The 13,947-nt window shown below is 33.2% G+C and carries 11 protein-coding genes; 6 read left to right on the top strand and 5 right to left on the bottom strand.

All coding sequences use genetic code 11. From position 1 onward, the window contains the following. Positions 1-96 precede the first annotated feature (96 nt). The gene (locus tag MHB47_RS02335) at positions 97-642 is read right to left on the bottom strand and encodes a tubby C-terminal domain-like protein (protein ID WP_340754870.1); all 546 of its coding nucleotides are present in this window, start codon (positions 640-642) and stop codon (positions 97-99) included. A 187-nt stretch (positions 643-829) separates the two neighbouring features. Between MHB47_RS02335 and MHB47_RS02330 the strand changes: the two genes are divergently transcribed. From MHB47_RS02330 to MHB47_RS02310, 5 genes are all read left to right on the top strand, one after another. Further along, a complete protein-coding gene (locus MHB47_RS02330) occupies positions 830-1,642 on the top strand; it encodes a VOC family protein (protein WP_318420307.1) in 813 nt (270 codons plus the stop codon). Between the two features lie 176 nt (positions 1,643-1,818). Continuing rightward, entirely contained in the window at positions 1,819-2,643 is an 825-nt protein-coding gene (licT, locus tag MHB47_RS02325; RefSeq protein ID WP_340754865.1) for a BglG family transcription antiterminator LicT, read from the top strand. A 324-nt stretch (positions 2,644-2,967) separates the two neighbouring features. Beyond that, a complete protein-coding gene (locus tag MHB47_RS02320) occupies positions 2,968-4,926 on the top strand; it encodes a beta-glucoside-specific PTS transporter subunit IIABC (protein ID WP_340754863.1) in 1,959 nt (652 codons plus the stop codon). Positions 4,927-4,943: 17 nt separating this feature from the next. Continuing rightward, the gene (locus tag MHB47_RS02315) at positions 4,944-6,374 is read left to right on the top strand and encodes a 6-phospho-beta-glucosidase (protein WP_340754861.1); all 1,431 of its coding nucleotides are present in this window, start codon (positions 4,944-4,946) and stop codon (positions 6,372-6,374) included. Between the two features lie 22 nt (positions 6,375-6,396). Further along, on the top strand, positions 6,397-7,848 hold the full coding sequence (locus tag MHB47_RS02310) for a glycoside hydrolase family 1 protein (protein WP_445684149.1): 1,452 nt from the start codon (positions 6,397-6,399) through the stop codon (positions 7,846-7,848). A gap of 361 nt (positions 7,849-8,209) precedes the next feature. On the opposite strand, the gene MHB47_RS02305 is transcribed toward MHB47_RS02310, so the two are convergent. The 4 genes from MHB47_RS02305 to MHB47_RS02290 form a co-directional block, all read right to left on the bottom strand. Beyond that, complete coding sequence (locus tag MHB47_RS02305; RefSeq protein WP_340754859.1) at positions 8,210-8,866, bottom strand: NAD(P)H-dependent oxidoreductase; 657 nt, start codon at positions 8,864-8,866, stop codon at positions 8,210-8,212. Positions 8,867-9,145: 279 nt separating this feature from the next. Further along, positions 9,146-9,952, bottom strand: coding sequence for a Cof-type HAD-IIB family hydrolase (locus MHB47_RS02300; protein ID WP_065338756.1), 807 nt, complete (start codon positions 9,950-9,952; stop codon positions 9,146-9,148). A 327-nt stretch (positions 9,953-10,279) separates the two neighbouring features. Beyond that, positions 10,280-11,818, bottom strand: coding sequence for a sodium:solute symporter (locus MHB47_RS02295; protein WP_340754857.1), 1,539 nt, complete (start codon positions 11,816-11,818; stop codon positions 10,280-10,282). 25 nt (positions 11,819-11,843) lie between these two features. Then, positions 11,844-12,725, bottom strand: a complete 882-nt coding sequence (locus MHB47_RS02290) for an N-acetylneuraminate lyase (RefSeq protein WP_002506684.1) — start codon at positions 12,723-12,725, stop codon at positions 11,844-11,846. 262 nt (positions 12,726-12,987) lie between these two features. On the opposite strand from MHB47_RS02290, the gene MHB47_RS02285 reads away from it, so the two are divergent. Then, on the top strand, positions 12,988-13,860 hold the full coding sequence (locus MHB47_RS02285) for an ROK family protein (protein ID WP_340754855.1): 873 nt from the start codon (positions 12,988-12,990) through the stop codon (positions 13,858-13,860). The last annotated feature ends 87 nt before the right edge of the window (positions 13,861-13,947 follow it).

Here is a 13,947-nt window from a genome sequence, read left to right as displayed (position 1 = left end):
TAGGTAAATATATCAATATTTTTACACTACAAGTCACTAAAAGACATATAAAAATACCGGCAATGAAAATCACTGCCGGCATAAATATAATACATTTTAGTTTGAGTTTTTTCGCTGTTGTTCTTGGAATTCGTAAAACACTTGGAATAACATAATTAACATTGCTGGGTGATACGTTTCACCTTCAATATATACGTCATGACGTGACGCTAATTTAAAGCGCTCAGACTTTGTTTGCATTAATTCATTATTCCCATCTGTCACTTTTACGCTTCTAGAAAAAAGTCCTGATTGAAATTTTAATGTATCACCTTTATTACCCTCAAAAAGCAATGTAGGTTTAAAGCCTATTTTCGAACGAAAAACACCTATTGGATCGTCATTTTTTTCTACTTGCCATACTGTTTTAAATGGTGTTTTAAACGCACCACTTATAGTTTTTTCCTGAAGAATACGATACGTATCTTTGCCATCTGTAATCTCAAAGTTTTGTTTGCTATTGCCAAACATTGCAAAAGCCTCTTGTGTTGATGAAGTATAAAATAATTGTAACTTAAATACCGCTTCATCCTTATCATTAAACACATCAATTGCTGCTTTGGAAGCACTGAAAAAATTTTCTTTAAAATAATAATGTGCCATTTTCAAAACTCCTATCCGTTAACTTTTTTCATTTAACCTTAGTATACCCCATGCTGAAATTCAAACTATAAATCGCTTTGAAATTCTATTTGTACATTCGAGCAAATTGTGTTGACTTATAAAGTAAGATACTCTAAACTCAAACTTGTAACAATAATAAATACAAGTAATGATAAGGAGCTTTATTATGACTTTTCACGATAATACATCAATCCAAGTAACGAATATCACTTTAAACGTTGAAAACCTATCAACAATGATTAAATTTTATAAACAAATTTTAGGCTTAACCGTCAATACTGAAACTCAAAAGGACGTTATATTTAATATAGGCAACCATGGTCACACTTTAACTTTACACGAAATCACTGATGGACGTCGCCCTTCTATGAAAGAAGCAGGTCTATTCCATATCGCCCTACTGTTACCATCTAGAATAGATTTAGCTAACTTCTTATATCACGCATCAAGTTTAGGCGTTCAAGTTGGTGGAGGTGACCACCTTGTCAGTGAAGCGTTATACCTTTCAGATCCTGAAGGCAACGGGATTGAAATCTATGATGACCGCTCAAAAAACGAATGGTCATGGAACGGCAATAAAGTAAAAATGGATACACTGCAAGTCGATGTTAATGACCTTATTGCACAACGTACAGAAACAGGTTGGCAAGGTATGCCTGACGATGCCAAAATAGGACATTTACATTTAAAAACTGCAGACTTAGAACAAGCGCGTCATTATTATATTGATCAATTGGGATTAGAACATATTTCCGATTACCCACAAGCGCTATTTATGTCTACCAATCAATACCACCACCATATCGCAGCAAACGTATGGCAATCCAACACGGTACGTCAAGATAACGACACAAGTTTAGGTTTATCACATGTTGATATATACAAACCTAGTGCAACTTCTGAACAATTTATCGGACCAGAAGGTTTTGAAATTGCAATACACAGCGACGCTTCACTTGTGGCTGATAAAAATAAATAATCCATATAATTTACGGACTTGAATTGCTTTCAAGTCCGTTTTAATCATTAAATTTAGATACTATAGTGTTATTTTAAATTTAATCTTTCTTTTGACTTATGATTACTACCTCCTCTATATTTAATATATAAATTTACTTTTATTAATTAGTTAATAAACAAGGGATGTTATTTACTATGAAAATTACTAAAATACTTAACAATAATGTTGTTATTTCTAATATCAATCATGTAGAGCGTATCGTAATGGGCAAAGGCATTGCTTTTGGAAAGAAAAATGGACAAAGTTTAGATAAAGATAAAATAGACAAAGTGTTTATACTTACGAGTAATGAACAAGAACGAATGCTCACATTACTCAATGAAATTGATCAAGATGTATTAATGACTACGCAAGATATTATCGTAGAAGCTAATAATTTATATGAGAAACCCATTTCAGAATCAGTATATCTTTCTCTTACAGATCATATTGATTATGCGATTAAACGTACACATGAAGGCCATAATATTAAAAACCCTTTATTATACGAAATTAATCGATTATATCCTCAAGAATTTAATTTAGGTCTAAAAGCGATTGAATTTATCAACCAACGTTTTAATGTATGCCTTCCTAAAGATGAAGCTGGTTTTATAGCAATGCATATTGTAAACGCGAGTATGGATGAGAATATAGCTAATATTTATGAAATTACTAAAATTACTAAAAGTATTCTTGATATCGTACGCTATCATTTCAATTTGCATATGACAGAAGATGAACTTAATTATTCTAGATTTATGACGCACCTTAAATTCTTTAGCCAAAGATTAATCAACCATGAAGCATTAAATGAAGTTACTGATGAATCGTTATTACATGCATTACAACAAAAGCACAACAAATCAGATGCCTGTGTCGATAAAATTTCTGATTTTCTTCAAAAACATTACAATCACAAATTATCTAATGATGAGCGCGTATATCTTATATTGCATATAGCGAGATTATTAAAATAAAATGAAAGCGTTGACATTTAAATATGCAAACGCTATACTATATTCAATCTTATATATTGTTACTTTAGACGTTATTATCGACGTTTGGGGTTGTAACTTTAAGTAGGCAAAACCCAGAGTAATACATTTCGAAACCTTAGGGCGACGTATGTGTATTATTCTGGGTTTTTTGTTTTTCTATTATTGTTAAGTACTTTCAAAGTGATATTAGCAGATGCCAACATTTCTTTTGTGGCCACAAGAAATGCAAACCATCTTTCACTCACTTTTATACTGCTCACACTTAACTTAATAGATAATTATAAAAATTGAGGTGAATTTGTTATGAAATATGAAGGATTAGCTAAAGATATCGTTGATAAAGTTGGTGGCGTTGAAAATATCAACTCTTTAACACATTGTATTACTCGTCTCCGTTTCAAGCTAAAAGATGAAGAGGAAGCAGATACTGAATACTTAAAAAACAATGAAGAAATCGTGACAGTTATGCAATCTGGAGGACAATATCAAGTAGTAATTGGAAATCATGTGTCAGATGTTTATGATGCAGTCAATAAAGTAGCAAATTTAAATGATGACGATACTGATACATCGCATGAGAAAAGCACAGGTAGTTTATTAAATCGCTTTATTGATTTAATTTCTGGTATTTTCCAACCTATATTAGGTGTATTAGCTGCTGCTGGTATGATTAAAGGTTTTGCTGCACTATTCTTAGCATTAGGATGGATTTCCGAACAGTCAGGTACTTATCAAATACTATTCGCTATCGGTGACGCATTATTTTACTTCTTTCCACTATTCTTAGGTTTAACAGCAGCCAAAAAATTTGGCTCCAACCATTTTATAGGTATGGCTATCGGTGCTTCACTTGTCTATCCTACACTTGTAGGAGCTATGGCAATGGAGGCTAAAGGAGCGTCCACTCTTTTTGCTGGCACGATTTTTGAAGTTCAATCAAATTTAACATTCTTAGGTGTCCCAGTCATATCAATGACTTATACATCTAGTGTAATACCTATTATTATTGCAGTTTACTTTGCAAGTATTCTTGAAAGAAAATTAAAAGTCATTATTCCAGATGTGATTAAAACATTCTTTGTACCATTTTTCACACTGTTAATTGTAGTGCCATTAACATTCTTAATTATAGGTCCTATCTCTTCTTGGATTGCCAATTGGATAGGCAGTGGTGCAATTGGCATTTATGGATTAAGTCCAATATTAGCTGGCCTATTATTAGGTGCATTTTGGCAAGTATTTGTAATTTTCGGTCTACATTGGGGTCTTGTAGCAATTATGATAAATAATATTTCAACTTCAGGATTTGACATTATTTATCCACTTATTTTTGCAGCGTCATTTGCACAAACAGGTATTGTATTAGGTATTTTCTTTAAAACTAAAAATACAAAGTTAAAATCTTTATCACTACCTGCTGCAATTTCTGGTATTTTCGGTGTAACTGAGCCTGCAATTTATGGTATAACCTTACCACGTAAAAAAATGTTTATTTATAGTTGTATTATTGGCGGTCTCTTTGGTGCATTCATAGGCCTAGCTGGTACAAAACTATTCTTTATGGGAGGATTAGGTATTTTTGGTTACACAGCTTTCATTGGTGATACAGGATTAAATTCAGCATTCTGGTTAGCAATATTAGCTACTATTTTAGCTACAATCGTAGGTCTGATCGTCGGTTATATTTTCCATACAGACAAAAATGAAAAAGATGTTCAAACTACTGCGCCTCAATCAGAACAGACGAATAATAAAGATAATGATACTTTAGATACAAACAAAGCAATTCAAAACGAAAATGTAAAAGAAGACGATTTTATCGTTGCACCTATATCTGGCGAAACATTGCCATTAGAACGTGTTGATGATCCCGTCTTTGCTTCTCTTGCTATGGGTAAAGGAGTCGCAATCAAACCCTCTTCCAATTCAGTGGTTGCACCATTTGATGCCAAAGTAGAAAGCCTCTTCCCTACTGGACATGCGATTGGTTTGAAATCTGCTAATGGCACAGAAGTACTCATTCATATTGGCATCGATACAGTGAAATTAAACGGCAAAGGATTTAATCCCCTTGTAGCCCAAGGTGACTCGGTTACAACAGGACAACCTTTAATCGAATTTGATTCAGAAGTTATTCGTGATGAATCATTTGATGACACAATTATGATAGTAGTAACAAATACTAACGAAACTAAAGATGTTGTCATAGAAGATAAAGACAGTATTATACAAAAAGATCCATTAATTTCAGTAATTTACTAATTTAAGGAGGTTTATTTATGTCAGTGTTAAATAAAAGTTTTTTATGGGGCGGAGCTATCGCAGCCAACCAGGCTGAAGGAGGTTATGACAAAGATGGTAAAGGATTAAGTTTAGTAGATCTCTTACCTGCAGGTGAGGCACGCAAAGAACCATTATTCAATCCATCAAAAGCTTTAAACCAGGACTTTGATTATTATCCTAGTCATCAATCAATCGACTTCTATCATCGTTACGAAGAAGATATAAAACTCTTTGCAGAAATGGGATTTAAAGCATTACGTTTTTCCATCTCTTGGCCTAGAATTTTTCCAAATGGAGACGAAACAGAGCCTAACGAAGCAGGTCTAGCATTTTATGATGGTCTATTTGATACATTAGAAAAGTACGGCATTGAACCTATCGTTACGCTAAATCATTTCGACACACCTTATTATTTAGCAAAACATTATGGTGGTTGGTATAACCGTAAGACCATAGATTTCTTTATGAATTATGCAACTGTTCTTTTTGAAAGATATAGTCGTCGCGTAAAATATTGGATTACACATAATGAGATCAATATGATTCTTCACATCCCATATATTGGTGGCGGTTTAATTATTGAAGATACTGATAATAAGAACCAAGTAATGTATCAAGCAGCACATCATCAACTTGTTGCTTCAAGTCTAGCAACCAAAGTCGCGAAAGAAATTGATGAAACTAATCAAATTGGTTGTATGTTGGCTGCTGGAGATGTCTATCCAAACACTTCTCACCCCAATGATGTGATGGCTGCTGTATCAAAAAACAGAGAACAATATATATTTATCGACGTTCAATCACGTGGAGAATATCCAAATTATAGTAAACGTATGTTCAAGGACTTGGGTGTGTCTATAAAAAAAGAAATCGGTGATGACGAAATATTAAAACAAAACACTGTAGATTATATTTCTTTTTCATACTATTCCAGTAGACTTGAAAGTGGCGACGACGCTATCAACAAAAACAAAACGGCAGGCAATGCTTTTGCTTCACTTAAAAACCCTTACCTAGAAGCATCAAATTGGGGCTGGCAAATTGATCCTGTCGGCTTAAGAGTTACGATGAACCAAATCTATGATCGTTATCAAAAACCACTATTTATTGTAGAAAATGGTCTGGGTGAAATGGATGAGATCAATGAAGATGGTACGATACACGATACGTATCGTATTAAATATTTAAGTGAACATCTCGAACAAATGATTGAAGCAGTCAAAGATGGTGTGCCATTAATTGGTTATACTTCATGGGGATGTATCGACATCGTTTCTGCAGGTAGTGGTGAAATGAAAAAACGTTATGGCTTTATATATGTGGATCGCGATAACAAAGGTAATGGTAGTTTAAATCGTAGTCGTAAAGATTCATTTTACTGGTACAAACAAGTCATTCAAAGTAATGGAGAAAATTTAACATATTAAATAAATTTTAGGAGGACGTATTATGACAATGTTACATGGATTTAAGGATTCATTTTTATGGGGCGGCGCAACTGCTGCGAATCAAATTGAAGGTGCGTATGATTATGATGGTAAAGGAATGTCGGCGGCTGATTTCGTCGAGTATGTACCGAAAGAACAACGAACTGGCGATAATAATATGGAGATGACTTCCGAAAAAATCAAAGCTATTTTATCCGGAGAATATGAAGGGCGTTTTCCAAAACGTGATGGTATAGACTTTTATCATACTTACAAAGAAGATATAAAACTATTTGCAGAAATGGGTTTCAAAGCATTTAGAATGTCTATACATTGGTCTCGCATATTTCCTAAAGGTTTTGAAGAAGAACCTAACGAAGCAGGTCTTGCTTTTTATGATGATGTATTTGATACTTTATTATCATATAATATTGAACCTGTAGTCACTTTAAGTCACTACGAAACGCCATTTGGTCTAACTGAAAAATATAACGGTTGGGTTGACAGAAACGTTATTGATCACTTTGTTCACTATGCAGAAACTGTATTCACACGTTACAAAGATAAAGTGAAATACTGGATGACTTTTAATGAAATCAATATTATTAATATTTCACCTTATACAGGTGGTGGTATTATTTCTGATAGAGAAACAAACCCTTTAAAAGCTTCATACCAAGCATTACATCATCAATTCGTCGCTTCTTCATTAGCAACTAAAAAATTAAAACAAATTATACCAAATGCTCAAATGGGTTGTATGCTCGCGCGTATGAAACATTACCCTTATACATGTAATCCAGAAGATGTATTGAAAGCACAACATGAAGATCAAATGAATTTAATGTATACAGATGTACATGCACTTGGTGAATATCCTAATTTTTACAAAAAATTCTTAGCCGATAACGATATTACTTTAGACATTACAGATGCAGATTTAGCAATCATTAAGCAATATACTGTGGACTATATCTCGTTTAGTTACTATATGTCTCTATTATCTTCGACTTCTCCTGAAGGAGAAACAACACAAGGTAATTTAATGAACAGCCTTAAAAACCCTTATCTTGAAGCTTCAGACTGGGGATGGCAAATTGACCCTATTGGATTAAGAATAGTCCTAAATGAATTATGGGACAGATATAAAAAGCCTTTATTTATTGTTGAAAATGGTTTAGGTGCTAAAGACATCGTTGAAAACGGTCAAATCCATGATAACTATCGTATTGACTATCTTGAAAAGCATATTACAGAAGCCAAAAAAGCAGTTCAAGACGGCGTAGATTTAATGGGCTACCTCGCTTGGGGACCTATCGACTTAATATCTATGTCTACAAGTGAAATGACTAAACGTTATGGTTTTATCTATGTTGATCAAGATGATTACGGTAACGGTAGCAAAAAACGCATTAAAAAAGACTCGTTTGAATGGTATAAACACTTGATTAATACAAATGGTAAAGAACTATAACTCGTGTATTTAATTCCAGTATAAGCATTTTAAATATATGTAGTAATTTGTGTTGATTACTACGGAAAACATGCACATAATACTAACAACTAAGTTCTGGAAAATAGGACAGACAAAAGGGAGCATATCGTTGATATGCTCTCTTTTTAGTGTTAAATGAGTCTTATTATAATTTTATATAATTGAACCAATTTCATTAAGTGCTGACGCCTTGGGGAATAGTATGAGCGAGAGACTACAGGCTCGAGCCATACCCCAGGCACGCATGCACTTGCAAAATTGGAAGTTTTTAAATTTGAGAATGAGCTATTTATATCTCCGGCACTTCATTATTAAACTTAGTTAAAATACTAATATTTTATTATAACCATTCTACAACATCTGCTTGAGGCTGGCGTACTTTTTCTTTAGATTCTGTTTCTCTATAACCAAAAGCTGCCATTACGGAAGGTGCAAAGTGTTCTGTATCTGCAATACCTTCTTCAGCTAAGAATTGAGTAACTGCATCCAAATCAAAACCTTCTATAGGACAAGAATCAATGTTTAATAATGCTGCACTCGTCATCATATTCCCAAGTGCAATATATGTTTGTTTTTTAGCCCATTCTAACAATGTTTGTTCAGTGTCATTAATATGAAAACTCGTTTGGAAATTTTCGAATTTTTCTTCTGTTGCCGGAATACTTTCTTCACTATACTTTTTAATATCACGTATCATATGTTGAACGAATGGTGATTTCGCTGTAACATTTTTGCGTGCTAAGATTAAGACAAAATGACTTGCTGTATCTAGCTGGCCTTTTGCACCCCAACTGATTTCTTTCAATTTGCTTCTAATCTCACTATTTTGAATCACAACAAATTTCCATGGCTCTAATCCGAGTGAGCTTGGTGAAAGTCTCCCCGCTTCTAAAATAGTATTAAAATCACTGTCTTCTATTTTTTTACTTGCGTCAAAACGTTTCGTTGCATGTCTAAAATTAAACGCATCTAAGATCGTTTGTTGCATTTGTGTCATAACCTGAGTGACCTACCTTTCAAATCAATTATATATATCAGTATAGCTACTTTCTAATTCTTATTGAAATAATATGTTTATATAATTGCGGCGGCTAATATCAGCGAGTAAGAACGTGCCTTAGGCAAGCGAGTATGAAATTTATATAGCACTATCTAAATTATGTCTGTAAAAAAGAAACAAAAAACTGCCAACAAAGTTACGATTTTGTCGACAGTTTAAGCGTAAGGCACATAAATACAGCAAAGTTAAAGATTTCTGTCCCGCTTTCCTATATATTTAATTCAGTACACTTAATACTTTTTCTTCAATTACAGTTAACACACCTTGTTCATCATTCGTAGGTGCAATGTGATTTGCTACTTCAAATAATGTTTTATCTTCACTATTTTTCATAACATAACTATGTGTTGCAAGCTCTAACATATCTAAGTCATTATTGGCGTCACCAAATGCCATCAAACTATCAGGACTTAATTCCCATTTCTTTAATAAACGATGCAATGCCTGGCCTTTAGTCATTCCAGGTATAATAAGATCGATACTGTCTCGACCACTTGATACAAGCTTTAAATCTTCAGTAAAGTTTTCACTTAAGTCTTCATCTAGTGTCGGGTGTGATTTTCTATCAATATTCAATGCTATTTTCACATATTCATCATCTGGTAAATCTTGAAATGACTCAATTTCTTTTAATTGACGATAATAAAAATGTGCTTCTTTTTTAAACGCTTCTGTATTATCCTTTAGTATATAGGCACTGCGTAATCCACAAACAATCAGATTATCAATGCCACGCTCAATGTTTAAATAGTCAATTACTTTTTGATAAAAGCTTCTATCAAATGCTTCATAGTCATATAAAGTATCCCCTTCATATATAACTGCACCATTTTCAGCTACAAACAACATATCACGTTGTCCGAAAATAGATTTTAATTTAGCATATTGGTTACCACTTGCTGCAATAAACTTAATGTCATGTGCTTTGAGCTGTTGAAAAATTTGTTCAAATCTTTTTTCATCATAACCTTTTTTGGAATCTAAAAATGTTCCATCCATATCAACCGCAATTGCTTTTATCATAATGTCCCCTCAAATCTTCCTATTTATGTATATCTTTACATTATATCGACTATACAGTGTGATTCAAAGTAAATTCATCATATATTGTAATTTAATTATTAATATTAAACGCTCACTGTCTTATTAAAAAAATCATTTGTAAATAATTCAATTTTAGATTTTTCCGTATAGCTTAAATAATGGAAAATAAATACAAAAACTGCCGAAAAATTCAATACTTTTTCGACAGTCTATATACTTCCAACGTACTGATTTTTGCTTTTATTTCAAGCTATATTATGTCTTTAACAGTTATTTTAATTAAGTTAAGTAGTTGTATGATACTGCTTAACTTTTATGTTTTTTAACATGCACTTTAGAAATATAATTAGATTTTTCTTTAATGTCATAAATCGTTAAGCCTTTAATATCTTTCTTCTCACCTGGGACAATAATACTCACAATATAAGAGAAGATAAAAGCAACTACAAATGAAATAATTGAAACAAAGAATGGTGAGTTTCCTCCACCTACGCCATTAAAGATATAAGCAATAATGATTCCCAAAATTAGTCCTACAATTACGCCAAATGTATTTGTACGTTTTGTAAATATACCAACTGCAAATACACCTGCTAATGGTACGCCTACAAGGCCTGTAACTAATAAGAATAAATCCCATAAATCATTGGAATCTGCTGCAATAAGATAGAGCGACATTCCAAAACCAAATAAACCAGCTAAAATAATCATCCATCTTGCAAAAGCGACTTCGCTTTTTTCTTCACCTTTGCCGAAAAATCTATGTTTAATATCAACAGATAAACAAGCAGAAATTGAATTTAAGCTTGATGAAATCGTTGACTGTGCGGCTGCAAAAATAGCAGCAATTAATATTCCAGCAACAAACGGCGGCATTTCAGTAAGTATAAAATACGGTACGATTGATGACGTATTAAAGCCTTCTGGTAAAGTACTTTCATGGCTATAGAATGAATAAAGCATTGTACCCATACCATAAAATAATGGTGCCGAAATTAACGCTAAAGCACCATTCATCCACAATGCTTTTTTCGTTTCTTTCATCGAATCTGACGCTTGGTAACGTTGTACCACGTCTTGACTCGCAGTATATTGATGTAAATTATTAAATATATTACCTAAGAAAATAATAGGAATTGCTGCAGCTGCCGAATTTAATTTCCAGTTATCTACACTAATAATTTTCTTGTTTTCCATTGCATCTGATATAAGTGTGCCCATACCATCTTGTAAGTGTGATACACCTAGTATGATAATTGCTGCAGCACCACCTAATAAGATGATCCCTTGAATAAAGTCACTCCATACTACACCTTCAAAGCCCCCTAAGAAGGTATATAAGATACAAAGTATCCCAACGAGACTCGCAACCACATAAGGATTCATATCAGATACTGCTGTGATTGCCAATGTAGGTAAATAAATTACAATTGCAACTCTACCTATATGAAATAACACAAACAGTAATGAACCTATGACACGGACACTCGGCCCAAATCGTGCTTCTAAATACTCGTATGCAGAAGTAACATTTAACTTTTTGAAAAACGGTACATAAAAATAAATTAACAGTGGAATAATAGCTACAATTGCAATATTACCAGCAATATAAGACCAGTCAGTTAGAAATGCTTTTTCTGGCGTAGACATAAACGTGATCGCACTTAAAGTGGTTGCATAAATAGAAAAACCTACTGCCCAAGACGGCAAACGTCCACTTGCTGTAAAGAAGCTATCTGTATTTTGACTTGCGCGTTTGGTAAAGTATGCACCAATTAATAACATAATCAATAAATAAGCGATAACTGCTACCCAGTTCCATGTACCAAAACCTACCTGTTGCATTTACTTCATCCCCTTGTGTGATGTTTTATAAATTATAGTTTTTGATTAATGTTTCCAATTTACTTCTATTACTTTCATCAAATGGTTTGAATGGGCGCTTAGGTTGGCCACCATCAATACCACGCGTTGCTAGAATTTCTTTTAATGTTGAATAGATACCCATGGATAATACATTTTCAATAATGTCATTTGTATCGTGTTGAATTTGATAAGCTTCATCAATTTCACCATTTTGAGCTTTTTCAAAAATTTGTCTAGCGCGCTTACCATTCACATTATAAGTTGAGCCAATTGCGCCATCTACCCCAGATATTGCAGCTTGGACTAACATTTCATCAAAGCCAGAAAGAATTAATTTGTTTGGATATGCTTTACGTATACGCTCGAGCAAGAAGAAGTTTGGTGCAGTGTATTTCACACCGATTACTTTTTCATGTTCAAAAAGTTCGCCAAATTGCTCTATTGATATATTCACACCTGTTAAATCAGGAATAGCATATATAATGAGATTGTTTTGAGTTGCTTCAATTAATTCAAAATAATAATCTTTAATTTCTTCAAATGAGAAAGGATAGTAAAATGGCGTAACTGCTGAAATTGCATCATAGCCTAATTCTGTAGCATATTTCCCCAATTCAATCGCTTCATTTAAATCTAAAGAACCGACTTGTGCAATCATCTTCACGTCATCATTTACTGCTTCTTTAGCAAGTTTAAAGATTTGTTTTTTCTGTTCTTTATTTATTAAAAAGTTTTCTCCTGAACTACCATTTACATATAATCCATCTAAACCTTCTGTTTCAATTGCATTTTTAGCAATCTGTTTTAATCCTTCTTCTTTCACTTGACCTTGTTCATCAAACGGTACTAACAACGCTGCATATAAACCTTTTAAGTTCTCTTCCATGTGATAACCCTCCATCTATTTTTCTTAAGTTATTATTATAAAAAATGTATATAACCTTTTATGATCTATATATCATCTTCCATAGATTTCTATTTACATCTCAAATTGTAAACGCTACCATAAATAGTGGCAATAGCTTTTTGAAAAGTTTCATCATTTATTACGATATTTTATGAAAATGATTTTCAAATGTAGTTATAACTACACATTTAAATATAAAGATGATACATATAATAAGAAGATGTTACAGGAGGCATGGCATATGGAAAATTATAAAGTCGCAATTGATATCGGAGGAACAGCAATTAAGGCGGCTGTTTTAGACGAAGATTTAAGTTTTATAGATTATCACAAAGTTTCTACACCGGACAATATTAATCATCTTATCGTTGATACTGTATACGCATTAGTTGAACGTTTTCAAAAAGAATACAATCTTAATCCCTTACAAGTAGGCATATCTAGTGCTGGTGTTGTTGATGAAGAAAATGGCATCGTTGTCTACACTGGACCAACAATACCTAATTATAATGGCACAAATTTCCACCATTTACTAGCACCACTGAATGCACAAGTACAAGTCTTTAATGATGTGAATGCCGCCTTACTCGGTGAACTTAGTCTTCACCAATATGAAGTGGATAATATATTTTGTCTTACACTAGGTACTGGGATTGGCGGCGCTTTTTATAACGATACGCTACAGTTATACAATGGAGAACGTAATAGAGCAAATGAAATAGGTTATTTATTATATAACGCGGAAGAGAATAAAACATTTGAACAACGTGCCTCAACTTCAGCACTAAAGTCTTTAATGTTATCTCGTGCGTTTCCCTATGAAGAGGATGTACCTAAACTATTTGAATTAGCTGAGCAAGGAGACACGTTGGCACTATCTATTCTTAATCAATGGAGTCAAGCTGTTGCCGAAGGTATTGCACAAATTCAAATCATCTATGATCCTGGTTTAATTCTTATCGGTGGCGGCATATCTTCCCAAGACCAGCAATTACTCAAATATATCACACCAAAAATAGAAAGGTTCTTACCGCCACAATATGGTCATGCAGCCATACAAACTACACATACACAAAATCATGCTTCACTGTTTGGTGCAATTTCTAAATTTTAAAAATAACCTGTGAAATCATGCGTTTTCTTTAATTTGAACGACTATATGTCATTCAGTAAATATGAGAAAAATCACGCACGCCATTTC

The sequence above is a fragment of the Staphylococcus sp. FSL K6-3157 genome (assembly GCF_038005145.1).
Taxonomy (GTDB): domain Bacteria; phylum Bacillota; class Bacilli; order Staphylococcales; family Staphylococcaceae; genus Staphylococcus; species Staphylococcus equorum.
This window is presented reverse-complemented; position numbering and strand designations above follow the sequence as displayed.